A 17135-nucleotide genomic window follows, 5' to 3' on the forward strand; every position below is an offset into this window, starting at 1 on the left:
CTCATGACAGGTACCGAGCGCATGAGCGACACCGCCGGGGCCACGGGTGAACTGCCCGTCCGGATCGCGTTCTTCGATGTCGACGAGACGCTCATCGACCTCAAGAGCATGTTCTCCTTTCTGGAGTTCCACCTCGCCGATCCGGACCGGTACCGCGCGGCGGCGGGGGAGTTGACGCGTGCGGCGCGGGCCGGCGCGCCCCGCGAGGAGACCAACCGCGCCTACTACCGCAACTTCGCGGGGGCGGAACAGAAAGTCGTCGCCGAGAGCGGGCGCCGCTGGTTCGCCCGCGAGCGGCAGCGGGACGGCTTCCTCCACCAGGACGTCGTACGCGAACTGCGCCGGCTCCAGGCCGAGGGATATCAGGTCGCGCTCGTCTCGGGCTCGTTCCGCGCCTGCCTCGACCCGATTGCGGAGCACCTCGGCGCGGACCACGTGCTGTGCAGCGAGCCCGAGGCGGCCGCGGGCCGGTACACGGGCGAGGTGCCTACCGCGATGATCGGCGCGGCGAAGGCCACGGCCGCCCGCGCCCTGATGGACCGGTCGGGCGCACGTCCCGAGCAGTGCGTCGCGTACGGAGACCATGCGTCGGACCTGCCTCTGCTGACCTGCGTGGGCGGTGCGGGGGTCGTCGGAAACGACCCGGTGCTCGCCGAACACGCCGACCGGTTCGGCTGGATCCGATTGCGCGGGACCGCCGGGCCCGCAGCGGCGGCGCAGGGGACTGCCGCTGCGGCCCCGGCCGGACACCCGGCCGCCCCCTCTTCGGAAACCTCACCCGCTCCATCCACGTCGAGCACGGAGGAACTCACACATGCGACTCGGTAACGGGCTGGGGATCCGGGCCGTCAGAACGTGGCTGCCGGTGACCGTCGAGGCCGCCCAGGACGCCCTCGCACGCGGCAGGATCGGCGAGGAGGATCTGGCGAACACCGGCGTCACCGAGGTCCCCGTCTCGGGAACGGTCTCGGCGCCGGACATGGCGGTGGAGGCGGCGCGCGGCGCGCTCGCCGCGGCGGGCTGGGACGGCGCCGGCCTCGGCTTCACCGCGCACGCCTGGATCCACCACCAGGGGCACGACTTCTGGTCGCCCGCGCACTACGTGGCGCACCGGGTCGGCGCGGTGCGCGGCGTCCCGCTGGGCATCCAGGTGATGTGCAACGGCGGCGGCACCGCACTGGAGGCGGCCGCGTCCCGGCTGCTGGCCGACCCCTCCACTGTCACCGCGCTCGTTACCACCGGCGACCGTTTCCCCGACGAGGGCTTCGACCGCTGGGCGGGCGACTACGGCGTCTTCTACGGTGACGGGGCTACGGCGGTCCTGCTGCACGAACGGGACGACTCCGTCGACGAGTTCACGCTGCTGGGCCTGTCCAGCGCCGCCGTCTCGGCGGCCGAGGGGCTGCACCGCGGGCGGGACGAGTTCACCCCGGCGAGCCGGTGGATCAGCGACCGGATCGACGTCAAGCGCACCAAGAAGGCATTCATCAACGATGTCGGCCTCGACGGCTTCTACACCGAGGTGAACACGGCGCTGCGCGGCATCGTCACGACCGCGCTGGAGGAGGCCGGCATCGACATCGACGACCCCCGCATCCGTGTCCTCGCCCTCCCCAGAGTGGGCATCAAGGTCCGCCGCGAGACGTATCACCCGGCGGTCGAGGGCCTGACCAAGGCAAGGGTCGTCGAACTCGGCCGCCGCACAGGCCACTTGGGAGCCGGTGACATGGCGGCGAACCTGACGGACATTCGCGAGCAGGAGCTGCTCGCGCCGGGCGAGATCGCCCTCACCATCTCTGCGGGCGGAGGCTTCGGCTTCACCTGCGCGGTCGTCGCCCGGCCCGCCCGCTGAGCCCCGGTTCGCCCGGCCGCCCGCTGACTCCACCCGTAACCCTGTCTATACCAATACCTCCATCAAGCCCCTGAAAGGGGATGTTCCATGAGCACGGCTCGTCCGGACACCGGTCGCGGCAATCCGACACTGACGCTTGTCGCTGTCTGTCTCGCCGTCCTGGTCCTGCCCGCCTCGCTGACCGGTACCTCCGTCGCCCTTCCGGAGATCAGCTCCGATCTGCACGTGGGCCTTGCCCCGCTGCAGTGGGTGGTCAACGCCTACAACCTTGCCTTCGCCTGCTTCATGCTTGGCTGCGGCTCGCTCGCGGACATCGTGGGCCGCCGACGGATGTTCGCCGGCGGTACCGTCCTGTTCGCCGCGTCGACCCTGGTCAGCGCGGTGACGTCGAGCATCGTGGTGCTGGACGTGTCGCGTGCGCTCGCCGGGCTCGGGGCCGCGGCGGTGATGACCTCGGGTGCCGCGATACTGGCCACGACGTTCGAGGGGGCCGCCCAGGCGCGGGCCTTCGCGATCCTCGGCTCGTCGGCCGGTGCCGGTCTGGCACTCGGCCCGTCGACCGCGGGTCTGCTCGTCGGCTCCTTCGGCTGGCGTTCGGTGTTCTTCTCGCATCTGATCATTTCGGTGCTCGTGCTCGTCGCGGTGCCGCTGATGCCCGAGTCGAAGAACCCCGCCGCGACGAAGGTCGACTGGGTCGGCATCACCACGTTCACGTTGTCCCTGTTCTGCCTGATGTTCGCCGTCGTTCAGGGGCCGCAGCAGGGCTGGACGAGCGGTACGACACTGCTGCTGTTCGCCGCGGCGATCGTACTGATGGCACTGTTCGCCGCCGTCGAACTGCGCCAGCGGCAGCCCATGATCGATCTTTCGCTCCTCAAGCACGGCCGGTTCATGGCGGTTTCGCTGATTCCCGTCGCCCTGTCCTTCAGCTTCGTGTGCATGCTCGTGCTGCTGCCCACGTACTTCACCTCGGTCGCGGGGATGAGCGCGAACGCCTCGGGCGCCACGATGCTGCTGCTCACCCTGCCGGTCCTGATGGTTCCGCTGGTCGTCGGCAAGCTGGTCAAGAGCGGCGTGTCCACCCGGCTCATCCTCACTCTGAGCCTCGTGGTCGCCGCGGTGGGCGCGGGCTGGCTCACCCTGATCGGGCCGGACGTGTCGCTGGTGGCGCTGGCCGGTCCGCTGCTGCTGCTCGGCATCTCGATGGGCATGACGGCCGGTCTGGTGGACGGCGCGGCGATCACCTCCGTGCAGCCGACGAAGGCAGGTTCCGCAGCCGGTCTCTTCAACACGATGCGGCTGGCCGGAGAGGCGTTCGCCATCGCCGTGATGAGCGCCGTGCTGCTCAACTCGGCCCGCTCGCACATCTCCGACGGCCTGTCCGGAATCGAGGGCGCGAACGGCGTCGACGCGGGCGGCGTGGCCGACCGCGTGATCAGTGGCGACCTGGCCGGAGCGGCCGACACCGTCACCGGTTCCGCCCGCTCCGACTTCTTCGCCCTGCTCACCGGGAGCTACACGGACGGCCTGCACCTGGTGCTGTGGGTGGTCGTCGCCATCTGCGCCGCGAGCGCCGTGCTGGTGAGCGTGATGCTGCGCGAGCGCGCCGCCCGGCCGGCCGCGCCCGCCGAAGCCGTCGGCGAGGAGGCGACCGTATGACCAGTCCCGCGAGTACATTGCCCGTGCTGGTCGTGGGCGCGGGACCGGCCGGGCTCACCGCGGCGACCGAACTCACCCGGCGTGGTGTACCGGTCCGCTGCGTGGACAAGGCCGAAGGACCCAGCACGCTTTCGAAGGCGCTGGGCCTGTGGCCGCGGACCGTCGAGCTGATCCACCGGGTCGGCGGCCAGGACCTGCTCGCCGCTCGTGCGCTGCCCCAGTCGCAGATGCGGTACTACTCCGCCGGCAAGGTCATCGCCGACCTCCGCTACAAGCCGGCGACCCGGCCGCTGATCTGCCCGCAGCCGGACATCGAGGAGGTCCTGCGTACCAACCTCGCCTCGGTCGGGGGCAGTGTGCGGTGGGGGACCGAGCTGCTGGACGTCGAGCAGCTCGACGACCGGGTACGGGTCCGGCTGTGCCACCCGGAGGGCACGGAGCGCGAGGAGGATTTCGCGTACGTCATCGGGGCGGACGGGGCCGGCAGCACCGTCCGCGGCCGGCTCGGCATCGGCTTCGAGGGGTCCACCTACGAACTGCGGTTCGTAGTCGCGGACGTGAGGGTCGACACCCGCTTCGACCACCGCATGACGCACTACTTCTGCTCACCTCGGGGCATTCTGGTGGCCTGCGGACTGCCCGACGGCCGCTGGCGCGTCTTCACCTCGGCGCCTCCCGGGGTCAGCCAGGAGGACGTCGACCTGGCCATGGTGCAGAGCCTGGTCGACGAGCGCGGGCCCGGCGGTATCCGGCTGAGCGACCCCGACTGGATCAGCGTCTTCAACGTGCACGCGCGGCACGCCGACTCCACCCGGTCCGGCCGGGTCTTTCTGATCGGCGACGCCGCGCACATCCACAGCCCGGCCGGCGGGCAGGGCCTCAACACCGGTGTCAACGACGCCCACAACCTGGCGTGGAAGCTCGCTCTCGTGTGGCGTGGGCACAGCGCCGAGCGCCTGCTCGACACGTATGTGAGCGAGCGCGGGGACGTGGCGCGCGCCGTAGTGCGCCAGGCCGACGTGCAGACGAAGCTGTGGCTGCTGCGCAAGGGCCACCAGGTCGTCCTGCGCGACAACCTGTTGCGGGTCGCGTCGGGCCTGCGCCTCTTCGACCTGGCGTACATACCGTGGCTCGCCGGTCTGCGGACCAAGTACCGGACCGAACCCTCGGCCGGAAGGAAGACGGCCGGTTTCGTGCCCGGCGCACTGGTGCCGCTGCCGCAGCGGAACGAACTCGACGATCTCCGGCACACGTTGATCCTCACAGGGCAGCAGGACGCGTCGGTGCGGGAGCTGACCCGGTGGTGCGCGGACCGGCTCGACGCGGTACTCGACGTCCGCACCGAGGCGCGCCGGGGGAAGCCCGCGCTCGTCCTCGCCCGGCCGGACGGTCACGTGGACTGGATCGCCAAGGACGCCGCCACGATGCGCACACGACTGACGGACCTGTTCCATCCCCTGCTCGGTACCCGGCAGGACAAACTGGAGAAAGTGAAGGAACACACGGCATGAGTCTTATTCCGGACAGTCACAAGGATCTGCTGGAGCGGCCGCTCTTCGGTCATCTGGCCACCATCCGGGCAGCGGGCGGCGGGCCGCAGGTGAACCCGATGTGGTTCTCCTGGGACGGCGAGTACGTTCGGTTCACCAACACGACGGTCCGCTACAAGTACAAGAACATCACGGCCGACCCGCATGTCGCGGTGTCGGTCAACGACCCGGAGCAGCCGTACCGCTACCTGGAGATCCGCGGCGAAGTGGTCCGGATCGACGACGACTCGTCCGGCGAGTTCTTCGCGCAGCTCGCGGAGCGGTACGGCATGAAGCTGGACGGCCCGCCGCCGGACGTCGCGCACCGCATCGTGTACGTGGTCAAGCCCAGCGGGGTCAGCTACCAGTGACCCGGCCGGCCGAGGCCGGCCCACGCCCGCACTGCCGGGCCGTGAGGGTCAGTTGCCGCCGGCCTTCGCGGTCACCAGGTCCGCGACCACGGCGGTGCCCGCGCCGAGCGCGGTGAGGCGGTCGAGTGTCTCGCGGTGCTGTGCCTCGTCCACGCTGGCCGTGGCGTCGGACACGACTACCACCCCGTAGCCCAGACGCAGCGCCGCCGCGGCGGTGGACGCGACGCCGTGGGCGGTGGACAGTCCGGCGATGACGACCTCCGTGACGCCTTCGCCGCGCAACCGGGCGTGGAGGTCGGTGCCCTCGAAGGCATCGAGGCCGTGCTTGGTCACCAGGTGCTCGCCGGTACGCGGTTCGAAACCGGGGACAAGCTGGTTGGGGGCGGCGCCGATGCCGCCGTCGGCGCCGTCCTCCCGTACGTACCGGACGAGTACGACGGACGAGGAGCCGGTGTTCGCGAAGTGCTCGCGCAGCCTTCCGCAGGCGTCGGCCACGACGTCGCCGCCCACCGGCTGCCACGGCATGTCGACGATCCACCGCTGCAGATCAACCAGGACAATTGCCGTGCGTGCGCGGGTCATTCAGTTCCCCCAAGACGGATGATCAGCGGTCCACCGCACCCTACCAAGGGGAAAGACAGCCCAATGGAGAGGCGAATCGCGACGCGGGACGGTCTGCGGCTGTGGACGGAGACGTTCGGCAGTCGCAGCGATCCGGCGGTGCTGTTGGTGATGGGCGGCACGGCACCGGGCATCGTGTGGCCGGACGAGCTGTGCCGGCTGATCGCCAAGGACGGGTACCGCGTGGTGCGTTACGACCACCGGGACACCGGCAGGTCGGGGAAGTCCGACGACGAGTACGACCTGTCGACGCTCGCCGCGGACGCCGCCGACGTGATCGTGGGGCTCGGACTCGGCTCGGCGCACGTGGCGGGTCAGTCCGTCGGCGGCATGGTGGCCCAGCTGCTCGCGCTCGACCGGCCGGAACTCGTTCGGTCGCTGGTGCTGCTGTCCAGTTCCCCGGACGCGAACGGTGACGTACAGCTGCCGCCGCGCACCGGACTGCCCGGTCCGCGCCGGCCGATGCTGGAGCACGTCGCCCGGCTCGCCGCGTCTCCGCCCCAGGGGCCCGAGGAGCGTCTGGCCGCGGCCGTCGACGGCTGGCAGGTGCTGGTCGGGCCCTCCGTACCGTTCGACCGGACGTACTGGGTCGATCTGGTCAGGCGCGTGAAGGACCGCGACTACGGCCCCGACACCGCCTGGCGCCATGCGACGGCCCTGGACCGCACGCCCCCGCTCACCGGCCGGATCGCCACCCTCGACGTACCGACGCTCGTCGTGCACGGCGAGCGGGACCCCGTCTTCCCCCTGGAGCACGGCGAGGAACTCCGCCGGGTGATCCCGCACGCACGCCTGTGGCGGATCGCCGCCATGGGCCACATCTTCCCGCCCCACTGGTCGTCGACCATCAGCTCGCTGGTCGTCGGCCATCTGCGCAGGACATGAATGTCGCGTACGAAGGAGACTGTGATGCGTCACGCAACCGGCAGGACCGGCAGGACCACCCCCTCGCGCATACAGCCGAGGATGCGGGTGAGTCCCGACACGGGGAGCCGGGAAACGGAAAGCGGTTTCCTCCAGGCGCTGCGCAGCCGGCGCCCCTCTTACGACTTTAACGAGGCGTCCTTGTCGGATCCGCTGACGACGACTATCGCCTGGTTCACCGGCACCGCGTGAGTACGGTTGCGCATTGAACAAAAATTCCGGAAAAATTAAACCGCCGAAAGTCCGTGACGAGCCCGTCACTCCCGCGCAACAGCCGTCATGATGAGGAAATCCCGTACCGCCCAGCGGCCGTGGAGCACTTCCTGGCGAAATTCCCTCGCCGCACCACTGCGCCCACTCAAGCGGACCCGGAAGTTCCCCTCTGCCAAGTCCCCGGAATCACCGACGCCATTGGCACCGGACCGTCCGGACAACGTGAGTTCCGCATCTCGGAAACCCAGCCGGATCCCGTGCAATGGATACCACGCCTTGTAGGCCGCTTCCTTGGCGCTGAACAGCAACCGGTCCACGTGGACCTGGGGCAGGGCCGCCGCCAACTGCGGTAACCGTGCCCGCTCCGCGGCGGACGAGACAAGCTCCAGGACGCCCTCACGCAGCCCCAGGTTCGGCTCGGCGTCGATGCCGAGCGCCGTGACATCGGCGCGGCGGCCGAGCACCGCGGCCCGGTACCCCCGGCAGTGCGTAATGCTCCCCACCAGTCCCGACGGCCAGACCGGAGCCCCCGTCGCGTCGGCCGGCACGGGGCGCGGCTCCTCGCCGAGCAGCTCCATCGCACGGCGCGCGCAGCAGCGTCCGGCGGCGAACTGGGCCCTCCGCTCGGGCAACGCCGCCTCGATCAGGGCCCGTTCGGCCGGCGAGAGGGCACTTTCGTCGCCGGGCGCGTCACTGACGTCCTCGGCCACCGCAACACTTCTCGGCAGCAGTCTTTCGATCACCAAGTCCCCCGATATGGGCCGCCGTTCAGCTGCGGCCGCGGCGGACCATATCATGTGACCCATCGAGCGAGGCGACGCCCCCGGCCTGTCTTCGGCATCGCTTAGGGTGGCAAGCGCACAACTGAAGATTCCCCATGCTCGCGCTGCGGCAATGAAGCGGCGCGTGAGCGCGGGGAAGCTGTGCACACGCCTACGGGGGATGGCAAGAACTGCATGGAACGAAACGAATTCGTCCCATCGCCGAGCGTCCCGGCACGTCGCGCCGGGAATGACTTCGGGATACTCGGGACGCTCTCCGCTTACGTCGACGGCAAAGAAATAGCAATTGATTCCGGGAAGCTCCGGGTCCTGTTGGCGGCGCTGCTGCTGCGGTCCGGCGAGGTCGTCGACAACGACCGTCTCGCCGACTGGCTGTGGGACGACCCCAAGCCGTCGAATCCACGCGGAACACTGCACACGTACGTACGGCGGCTGCGGATGCTGCTCGGCGACGCGGACCTGGTGCAGACCGCGGCCGGCGGCTACCGGATCGACGTGGCCGACACGGACCTGGACCTCACGCGGTTCCGCCGCCTGGTCCGGCTCGCGCGGCAGACCGAGACGCCGGAGGAGCGGGCGCGGTTGCTGGCCGAGGCGCTGAGAGCCTGGCGGGGCGCGCCGCTCGCGGACATACCGTCGGACTCGCTGCGGCGGGACGAGTCCCCGGCCCTGGAGGACGAGCGGCTCGGCGCGCTGGAGGCGTACTTCGAGACCGAACTCCACCTCGGCAGGCACGGGCAGCTGGTGAAGGACCTGCGCGCTGCCGCCCTGGACAATCCCTTAAGGGAGAACTTCTGGAGCCTGCTGATGCTGGCCCTGTACCGCTCGGGGCGGCAGGCGGAGGCGCTGGACGTCTACCAGCAGGCCCGCCGCGGACTGGACGAGCAGCTCGGCGTCGAACCCGGCGAGCGGCTGCGCGCCCTGCACACCGGCATCCTCGAATCGGACCCCGCCCTCGCTGCCCCGAACGGGCCGCGCCCCGGCGTCGGCGTGGCCGTCACGGTGCCCGCGCAACTCCCGCCCCTGGCCATGGGATTCGTCGGCAGGGACGATGTCGTCGACCGGCTCGAGACGATGCTTCCGCCGGCGCCGGACCGTACCGGCGTCCCCGTCGTGGTCCTGTCCGGACCGCCCGGCGTCGGCAAGACGGCGCTCGCGGTCTGGCTGGGCAGCCGGGTGCGGGGCGCGTTCCCGGACGGGCAGTTGTACGTCAACCTGCGCGGCTACGAACAGGGCAGGGCGCACACGCCGCTCCCGCCCGACCAGGTGCTCTCGCAATTCCTGCGCAGCCTCGGCGTGCCGGCGGACCAGATCCCGGTCGACCCGGTCGAACAGGCCAACCTCTACCGGTCGAAGCTGACCGGGAAGAGCGTGCTGGTGGTGCTGGACAACGCGTCCAGCGTCGAGCAGGTGCTGCCGCTCATCCCCGGGGACGCGGGATGCTCCGTACTGATCACCAGCAGGCGGCAGTTGCGCTCACTCGCGGTCACGCACGGCGCCCAGGTGATCCGTGTCGGCACGCTCAGCCCGCGGGAGTCGGCCGAGCTGGTCACCGCCATGATGCGGCAGGCCGCGGTGGCGATCGAGCCGGACGTCGTACGCGAAGTCGTCGCCCTGTGCTCCTGCCTGCCGCTCGCGCTGCGGATCGCCGCGGCGAACCTGATCAGCGCGCCGGGCGGGCAGACCGAGGACTACCTGGCGAGTCTGCGGCGCGGGAACCGCCTCGCCGCCCTGTCCGTCGACGGCGACACCACGTCCGCCGTCTCCACGGCCATCGCTTTGTCGTACGACGCGTTGACCCCGGACGACCGCGCGGTCTTCCGCCTCGCCGGGCTCTTCCCCGGCTCCGACTTCACCCCCGCCGCCGTCTCGGTGCTCGCTGACGTCAGCGAGGCGCAGGCGCGGACCCGTCTGAGCCGCCTGGAGACGGCGAGCCTGTTGCAGCAACCCGCCCCCGGCCGCTACCAGTTCCATGACCTGCTGCGCGAGTACGCGCAGGACCGCGCGCTCGCCGAGCACTCCGCGCGGGAGCGGGACGAGGCCCTCGAGCGGCTCGGCCAGTGGTACCTCGCGGGCGCCTGCGCCGCGGCCGACGTCCTCTACTCGGAGTTCGTGCGGCTCGCCCAGCCGGAGCGGCCGAAGGCGACGTTCGACGCGCCGCAGTTCCCGAACGCGAGCCACGCGATGGCCTGGCTGCTGGCCGAGCGGCGCAATCTGGTGGCCTGTGTGCGCTACTTCGGCACCCACGGCCCGCACCACCTGACCTGGCACCTGGCCGACGCGCTGCGCGGCTTCTTCTGGACGGGCAAGTACCGCACCGAATGGCGGGAGACCACCCGCATCGGCCTGTTCGCCGCCGACACCCACCGCGACGAGCGCGGCATCGCGGCCATGCACCGCAGCCTCGCCAACCTCCACAACACGCTCGGCGACTACGAGCAGGCCATCGCGCACCAGGAGAAGAGCCTCGCGCTGCACGACCGGCTCGGCATGGCCGAGGAGGTCGCCGCCACGCTCAACAACATGAGCCTCGCCCATCTCAGCCTGGGCCGGGGCGCGCGGGCCGAGGATGCCGCACGGCAGGCGCTCGACGTCGCGCACAGCATCCGGTCACCCCGGCTCGAGGCCACCACCCAGGGCCTGCTGGGGTTCATCCACTGGACGCGGGGCGACATGGCGCAGGCCACCGAGTGCCTCACCGCGTCGCTGGCCACCGCGAGCGGCCTCGGCCTGCACCACATCAGCTCGTACAGCCTGCGCAACCTGGGCCTGGTGCGTCAGGCCGCCGGAGAGCTGTCCGAGGCGCGGTCCTGTTTCACCCGGGCGCTGAAGGTGTCCGAGTCCATCGATTCCTCGTACGACAGGAGCATCTCGCTGTACGGGCTCGCCCTGGTCGACCTGGACATCGGCCGGCACGAGACCGCGCTCGACTCGGCGCAGCGGGCGCTGAACTCCTTCCAGGAGTGCGGCGACCGCACCTATGAGGTGGAGACCCTGTGCCTGTTGTCGGCCATCAGCGCGGGCCTGGACTCGCTGCCGGGGTCGGCCCGTTACGCGGCCACCGCGCTCGACGGAGCCCGGCAGATCGGCTACGTCGCCGGTGAGGCGTACGCGCTGGCCCGCATGGCCGTCACCGACGGCCTGCTGGGCCGTGAGGACGCCGCCGGGCACGCCGAGGCGGCCCGCTCCCTCGCCGAGGGGAGCGTGAACCACATCGCCCGCAGCAAGGTCCTCCTGGAACTGGCCCCGCTCTATCTGAGTCTGGGTGACCCGCACCGCGCCGAGGAGTGCGCACAGCTGGCGCTCGCCCTGTCGCAGCCGACCGCGCAGCGTCTGAACATCGCCAGGGCCCAGCACGTCCTCGGCACCGTCGCCACGTTCGACGGCGACCACCCGCGGGCGCGGGACTACTGGACCCAGGCCCTGGAGGCGTTCACCGATATCGGCGTCGCCGAGGCCGAGGACGTACGCGCACGGCTCGGCACCACAACCGCCACACGCTCACGACACGAGAGGACCGCATCGTGAAGAGCCTCGAAGTGGAGGCGAGTCGCGTATCCGTGCGGCGGGACCGGCTCCGGCCGGTGGTGGTCGCCTCCATCGGCAACGCCATGGAGTGGTTCGAATGGGCCACGTTCGTGACGTTCGCCGCGCTGCTCGGCCCGCACTTCTATCCGTCGGGTGATGCCACCACGAACGTACTGCGGACCCTGTCGGTGTTCGCCGTCGGATTCTTGTTCCGGCCGATCGGCGGGGCGCTGATCGGCGCGTACTGCGACCGCAACGGCCGGAGCGCCGCGCTGCGGCTGTCCCTGCTGATGATGGCGGGTGGCAGCCTTTTGATCGCGCTCGCCCCGCCCTACAAGACGATCGGCGTACTGGCCCCGGTGCTGCTGGTGGTGGCCAGGGCGCTGCAGGGGCTGTCCGCGGGCGGTGAGGGCGCGGCGATGAGCACGTACGTGAACGAGATCGCGCCGCGCGGGCGCCGCGGCCTGTACTCCAGCGCCGTCTACATCAGCACCACCCTCGGCACGCTCGCGGCCACGCTGCTCGCGCTGCTGCTGCACCACACGCTCACCCCCGCCCAACTGGGAAGCTGGGGCTGGCGGGTGCCCTTCGCGCTCGGCGCGCTGCTCGCCGTGTACGGCTGGTACCTGCGCGGCCGGTTGCGCGAGACACCCGTCTTCGACGCGGCACGGGAGCGGCCCCGCAACGCGGCGAGGCAGGTGCTGCGTACACACCCGCGCGCTGCCGCCCGCGTGGTCGGTTTCACGCTGGGCGCGACCGTCGTCTACTACACCTTCGCCTCGTATCTGCCGCTGTACGCCCAACTCCAGTACGGCGTACCGGCGAACTCCGCGCTGTGGGCCGCCGTCGTCGCGCAGGTGGTGTTCATGGCCGCGCTTCCGTTCTTCGGCATGGCAGCCGACCGGTTCGGGCGCCGTCCGCTGCTGCTGGTGTTCGGCGGCGGGTTCGCGTGTCTGTCGCCGTTGCTCTTCGGGCTCCTGTCGGACTCGGCGGTGCGGCTGGGCGTGGTGATGACGGCGGCGCTGCTGTTGTTCGGCTGCTACGCGGCGGCCGCGCCGTCGGCGATGCTGGAGATGTTCCCGACGCCGGTGCGCACGAGCGGCGTCGGCCTGCCGTACGCGCTGACGGTGGCCCTGTTCGGCGGTACGGCGCCTTACCTGATCGAGTACCTCGCCGCACACGGACACGCCTCCTGGTACCGGTGGTACGTCGTGGTGCTGTGCCTGATCAGCACCGTCTCGTTCTTCCGGTACCGGGAGACGAAGGACGTGGACCTGGCGGCCGTCGGCCTTCGGCCTTCGTCGGTCAGATGTCGCGGAAGAGACCAGTCAGCCCTGTGACCTGGCACGCTGGGCGGATTCGCGTGGCTGACCTGCGCAGATGGCATTTCGGCTGTTTCACGCTCGTGCTCGTTGACGCGGCCGAAGTCCCAGAAAAGTCCCAGAGGGCAGGTCTACCCGACGCTCTTTCAGCTCTGGTCAGGGTGAGGCAGCGCGGTGGGGGCTAGGGCCTGTGTGAAGTTGTGATCTGGGTGGCTTTTCAGGAGGTCGTCGATCCGGATCATTGAGGCGCGGAGGTGGAGTCCGGCGAGGTAGCTTTCGGTTGCCTTGTCGTAGCGTGTGGCGATGCCCCGCCAGGCCTTCAGCTTCTTGATCAGGCGCTCGACGGTGTTCCGTTCCTTGTAGAGATCAGTGTCGTGGCTGATGGGCCGGCCGCCTCGCGCGCCCCTTCTCTTCCGGTTGGCTGCCTGGTCCTGCTTCTCCGGGATGCCTGCCTTGATGCCGCGTTTGCGCAGGTAGGAGCGGTTGCCGCAGGACGAATAGGCCTTGTCCGCGGCGACCGCGCCGGGCCTGGTGCGGGGACGGCCGACTGGCAGGCGTACCCGCACTTTCTTGAGCACCGGGATGAACTGCGGGCTGTCCGCGGCCTGCCCGGCGGTCAGGACGAACGCGAGTGGACGACACTTGCGGTCCGCGGCGAGATGAACCTTGCTGCTCAGCCCACCCCGAGACCTGCCGAGCAAGGCTTCTTTCAGGCGGAGCTTGCGTCGTCGACGGACGCGTCGACGCTCGGCCTGTCCGTTCCGTTCCAGGGCCTCCATGAGGTCCTTGTCGACGCGCATCCCGGCGGCGTCGTGGTGGGCGCGAGCAGTCGTGGAACCACGCTGACCAGCGATAAGTCGGTTTCACCCTGCCGCGCGGCCTCGGCGACCACGCCCTCCAGCAAGGCCTGGAAGACGCCGGCAACCCGCCAGACCCGGAAGCGCCCGTAGACGGTGGCCCAGGGACCGAACTCGGAGGGCATCTCCCGCCACTGGCCGCTGGACCGGAACCGCCAGATCACCCCTCGAACTGTTCCCGCAGCCGTTCGGGGTACGGGCCCGAACCTGCCGATCGGCAGGTAGGGCTCGATGAACTTCCACTGAGCATCGGTCAGTTGCCTGCGTGTCGCAACCAATGTCCTACCGGGTTCCACCCCACGAAGAAGGCAGAACCCAGCAACTGATCACAACAGCACACAGGACCTAGATCCGGATCCTGTGCGCGATGAACTCCACCCCGGCCTCCAGCAGGGCGGTGATGTTGGAGTAGGACACCAGCTTGGAGTCGGTGACCATCAAGAACTCGTGGGTGGCGGCCATCGCCTTCAGGTTGTTCATCGCTCCGACGACCTGGCGGACCTCGGCCGCGGCGCCGCTGAAAACGCGGGAGTACACGGGGATACCGCCGTCGGGAACACCGCGAGCCCGGCCTGGACCTGTTTCAGGACCAGGCACCGGTCCTTGGGATGCCCGTTGCAGCCGATGAGCGGGTACTGCTCGTCCTGGTCCTCGACAGGGCAGGCGGCATGGACGGACATGCTGGTCATGTCCCAGTGCAGCCGGGAGACGTCGACCCCGAACTCGGTTATCGCCTGGGCACCGACGGTGCCCGCGATGACCTCCAGCTTCGGGGCGATTGCGTCCAGCGTGCGGGCCAGACGGTCATCGTTGAGCAGGTCCGGTGTGATGCCGAAGACCTCCTCCGCTGCCCAGGTCCTCGCCCAGTCCCGACCCGCGCCAGTGGTGCGGGCGAGGGCAGCCGATTGACCACCAGCGCCTCGACGACCTGTCCGTGCGCCAGATGCGCTCGCGCCGCCCGGACCCACCTCATCAACGACCCCAGCCACATCCAGCCGGCGCAAAAAACCCGGCAGCGACAGGCGGAGCGCCCGGACGCTTCTCCACCACTGACGTCACCATGCACTCAGGGCGCTGGCGCTGGGAGCGTTGCCGCAGGGACCGGAAAGTTGTCGACACAACCGGACCAACGCCATACGAATCAACGACCCGCGAAGTATGGGACTAGAGGCACTCCGGCAGCGCGGGGCGTTCCTTGGTGCGTACGGCGGGGAGCCAGGCCGTGGGGGGCTTGGAGCCGGCCGGGAGGCGGACGCGGAACCAGCGGGTGGACCGCCGGTCCTCCTCGTCGATGATGGGCTCCCCGTCGGGCACCTGGCAGTCGGCGGTGAGAACGTCGCCGTGCCACACCCTGGTCGGTACGACGTTCTCGGCGGTGTAGGGCTGCACGGGATCGATCGCCAGACCCAAGCTGCACCGCGGGTCCCGGTCGGCCCGCTCCTGGCAGCCCCGCTCCGCGTTATACACCCGGATGGTGCCGGGCGTCGTGGCGCCCGCACGGCCGGGCGGCGCGGCCGAGGTCGCCCGTACCGAGTCTGAGCACAGGGTCGCGCCGACGATCCCGCACAGCGCGGTGGCCAGGACGGCGGCGCGGGTCCGTCCGCCCAGCCGTCCCGCCCCCGCCTCGGGTGTCTCCTGGTGGGCGGCGATACGGGCGAGCAGGCTCTCGGCGGTGTGGGGCGCGCGGGTCTCGTGGGTCGGGGCGAGGCAGTCGGCGGCCAGCGCGCGCCAGAACGGCGGCACGGCGTGGTCCATGCGCAGCGGCGCACGCCCCTCGCCGTACTCCTGGACCGCGGCGCCCCGCGCCACGGGTGTGGCCCCGGCGAACGGTGAGCCGCCGGACGCGAACACCTCGTGGATGACGATGCCCAGCGCCCAGATGTCCGCGGTCGGCCGGACCCGCACGCCGAGTTCGCCCAGGGGCGCCCTCCAGCGCTCGGGCGGGAAGTAGTCCAGGGTGCCCATGGGAGGCGCGTACCCGTGTGTCCCCGTCAGCTCGGTGGTGAGGCCGAAGTCCGAGAGTTTCACGGAGCGGTCGCTGCCCAACAGGACGTTCTCCGGCTTGAGGTCCGCGTGGACCCAACCCGTCCGGTGGAGATGGGCGAGTCCCTCGCAGATGCCCGCGATCAGCCGGCCGCGATCGGCGTCGGGCACCCCCGCGTCGATCAGTTCTCGCAGGCTGCCTGCGGCCCGTTCCATGACCAGCACGATTGCGCCCTCCAGGGCGGGGCGGTCGGGTGCGGCGAGAACGAACGACTCCAGCAGGCCGATCAGCCGGGGATGGCCGGCCCTGCGCCCGAGTTCGACCTCGCGGTGGGCGGATTCCACGATCCTGCGCGCCTGGCGCGGCGCGAGCCCGGCGGTCGGCATGATTTTGAGCGCGACGTCGGTGGGGCCCGGGGGCGTGGTGGTCCCGCCGGTCCGGTCCGGGTGTCCGCCGGCGGGCCGCGCCGCGTACACCGTGGACCACCCCCCGGCACCGATCAGCTGGGTGACCGCCCAGTTTCCGACCCGATAGCCGGCCGGGAGCAGGTCCGCCCGGTCCCACTCCGTGGTGCCCCCCGGGCCGTGCGGCGGTCTCATCGTGCGGCCTGCCGCTCCCGCCCGCCGGCCCCTGCCGGACGCGGCAACAGCGCGAGGTGCTCCTCCCGTACGAGCCCGAACCGCAGCGCCAGCCCGACGATCTCCTCCCGCTTGCCGTTACGGCGGTCGCCCCTGCCGGGCGCGTGGGCGTCCGGGACGCCGATGCGCAGCTTCTCCTCGGCGAGGTAGTCGATGTGTGAGCTGACCGCCCGCGCGGTCAGCTCACCACACGTGTTGTGCCCCCTGAGCCGCTCGACGACCTGGGGAGTGGTGGGGACCGCCACACGCGACTGGTCGCGCAGCCGCGGTTCGCAGAGCGCGACCAGGACGAGGAAGTACGTGGCGGTCTCGTCCAGGGAGTACGCGGTGACCGTCCTGTTGCCCCAGGGGACACCCATGGCCTCCGGGTCCAGGTAGACGTGGTCGGGAGCGAACACCTGGAAGGAGATCGTGACGTCTCCGCGTGTGGGCAGCACGACGCGTGAGAACTCGAACGGGATCGACGCCCCGACCCGTCGCGGCGGAACCCTCAGGTATTCCCCCGCTCCCTCCGGGTTCTCCACGAGATAGCTGTGGGTGGTGCTGTGGTTGGTCAGCTGCCAGTGGTCCTCGGTCACCCGGATCTCCCCGGCGAGCCGGGAGATCGCCGGGTCGTCGAGGCGCAGCTCGACGGGGATCGCCGTGGAACCCCGTCCGAAGCGGGCGATCTCGCCGGGGCCCAGCCGCAACGTCACCGCGTTACCGTGCGGTTCGCCGCCGTCGGCGCCACCGCTTCCCTGTGGCAGATGGACGATTACGCCGCTCACCGCTGCCCCCGTTCCCCGCGTCGCTTGTTCGACCAGCGGAACGATACTCATCTCTCAGGGGCATTCACCGGCGTACTTCGGCCACATC

15 protein-coding genes are annotated in these 17135 nt (G+C 70.5%); 8 read left to right on the forward strand and 7 right to left on the reverse strand.

The features are described 5' to 3' along the window. Positions 1-3 precede the first annotated feature (3 nt). From AC1P0E_RS26305 to AC1P0E_RS26325, 5 genes are all read left to right on the forward strand, one after another. Complete coding sequence (locus tag AC1P0E_RS26305; RefSeq protein WP_482744576.1) at positions 4-828, forward strand: HAD family hydrolase; 825 nt, start codon at positions 4-6, stop codon at positions 826-828. Next, positions 815-1852 (forward strand): beta-ketoacyl-[acyl-carrier-protein] synthase family protein, encoded by a 1038-nt coding sequence (locus AC1P0E_RS26310; RefSeq protein ID WP_482744577.1) that lies wholly within the window; start codon positions 815-817, stop codon positions 1850-1852. Before AC1P0E_RS26305 ends, AC1P0E_RS26310 begins: the two co-directional genes overlap by 14 nt. An 87-nt stretch (positions 1853-1939) precedes the next feature. After that, complete coding sequence (locus AC1P0E_RS26315) at positions 1940-3511, forward strand: MFS transporter (RefSeq protein ID WP_482744578.1); 1572 nt, start codon at positions 1940-1942, stop codon at positions 3509-3511. Next, entirely contained in the window at positions 3508-5022 is a 1515-nt protein-coding gene (locus AC1P0E_RS26320; protein ID WP_482744579.1) for an FAD-dependent monooxygenase, read from the forward strand. Before AC1P0E_RS26315 ends, AC1P0E_RS26320 begins: the two co-directional genes overlap by 4 nt. Next, complete coding sequence (locus tag AC1P0E_RS26325) at positions 5019-5411, forward strand: PPOX class F420-dependent oxidoreductase (RefSeq protein WP_482744580.1); 393 nt, start codon at positions 5019-5021, stop codon at positions 5409-5411. The genes AC1P0E_RS26320 and AC1P0E_RS26325 overlap by 4 nt, the downstream gene beginning before the upstream one ends. A gap of 48 nt (positions 5412-5459) precedes the next feature. On the opposite strand, the gene AC1P0E_RS26330 is transcribed toward AC1P0E_RS26325, so the two are convergent. Beyond that, a complete protein-coding gene (locus AC1P0E_RS26330; RefSeq protein WP_482744581.1) occupies positions 5460-5993 on the reverse strand; it encodes a cysteine hydrolase family protein in 534 nt (177 codons plus the stop codon). Positions 5994-6056: 63 nt separating this feature from the next. Between AC1P0E_RS26330 and AC1P0E_RS26335 the strand changes: the two genes are divergently transcribed. Then, entirely contained in the window at positions 6057-6917 is an 861-nt protein-coding gene (locus AC1P0E_RS26335; RefSeq protein WP_482744582.1) for an alpha/beta fold hydrolase, read from the forward strand. A 296-nt stretch (positions 6918-7213) separates the two neighbouring features. On the opposite strand, the gene AC1P0E_RS26340 is transcribed toward AC1P0E_RS26335, so the two are convergent. Beyond that, entirely contained in the window at positions 7214-7879 is a 666-nt protein-coding gene (locus tag AC1P0E_RS26340) for a 4'-phosphopantetheinyl transferase family protein (RefSeq protein WP_482744583.1), read from the reverse strand. A 246-nt stretch (positions 7880-8125) separates the two neighbouring features. On the opposite strand from AC1P0E_RS26340, the gene AC1P0E_RS26345 reads away from it, so the two are divergent. Then, on the forward strand, positions 8126-11479 hold the full coding sequence (locus AC1P0E_RS26345; protein ID WP_482744584.1) for an AfsR/SARP family transcriptional regulator: 3354 nt from the start codon (positions 8126-8128) through the stop codon (positions 11477-11479). Continuing rightward, complete coding sequence (locus AC1P0E_RS26350) at positions 11476-12819, forward strand: MFS transporter (protein ID WP_482744585.1); 1344 nt, start codon at positions 11476-11478, stop codon at positions 12817-12819. The genes AC1P0E_RS26345 and AC1P0E_RS26350 overlap by 4 nt, the downstream gene beginning before the upstream one ends. A gap of 128 nt (positions 12820-12947) precedes the next feature. Here AC1P0E_RS26350 and AC1P0E_RS26355 read toward each other — a convergent pair whose 3' ends face one another. From AC1P0E_RS26355 to AC1P0E_RS26375, 5 genes are all read right to left on the reverse strand, one after another. After that, on the reverse strand, positions 12948-13601 hold the full coding sequence (locus AC1P0E_RS26355) for an IS5 family transposase (protein WP_482744586.1): 654 nt from the start codon (positions 13599-13601) through the stop codon (positions 12948-12950). Next, on the reverse strand, positions 13511-13954 hold the full coding sequence (locus tag AC1P0E_RS26360) for a transposase (RefSeq protein ID WP_482744587.1): 444 nt from the start codon (positions 13952-13954) through the stop codon (positions 13511-13513). The genes AC1P0E_RS26355 and AC1P0E_RS26360 overlap by 91 nt, the downstream gene beginning before the upstream one ends. Positions 13955-14003: 49 nt before the next feature. Next, the gene (locus AC1P0E_RS26365) at positions 14004-14195 is read right to left on the reverse strand and encodes a hypothetical protein (protein ID WP_482744588.1); all 192 of its coding nucleotides are present in this window, start codon (positions 14193-14195) and stop codon (positions 14004-14006) included. Between the two features lie 627 nt (positions 14196-14822). Continuing rightward, positions 14823-16241: a serine/threonine-protein kinase gene (locus tag AC1P0E_RS26370; protein ID WP_482744589.1), complete on the reverse strand. Its 1419-nt coding sequence runs from the start codon at positions 16239-16241 to the stop codon at positions 14823-14825. Further along, positions 16238-17047, reverse strand: a complete 810-nt coding sequence (locus AC1P0E_RS26375) for an FHA domain-containing protein (RefSeq protein ID WP_482744590.1) — start codon at positions 17045-17047, stop codon at positions 16238-16240. Before AC1P0E_RS26375 ends, AC1P0E_RS26370 begins: the two co-directional genes overlap by 4 nt. Between the last annotated feature and the right edge of the window lie 88 nt (positions 17048-17135).

The organism is Streptomyces sp. TRD_SC_5 (genome assembly GCF_056836825.1).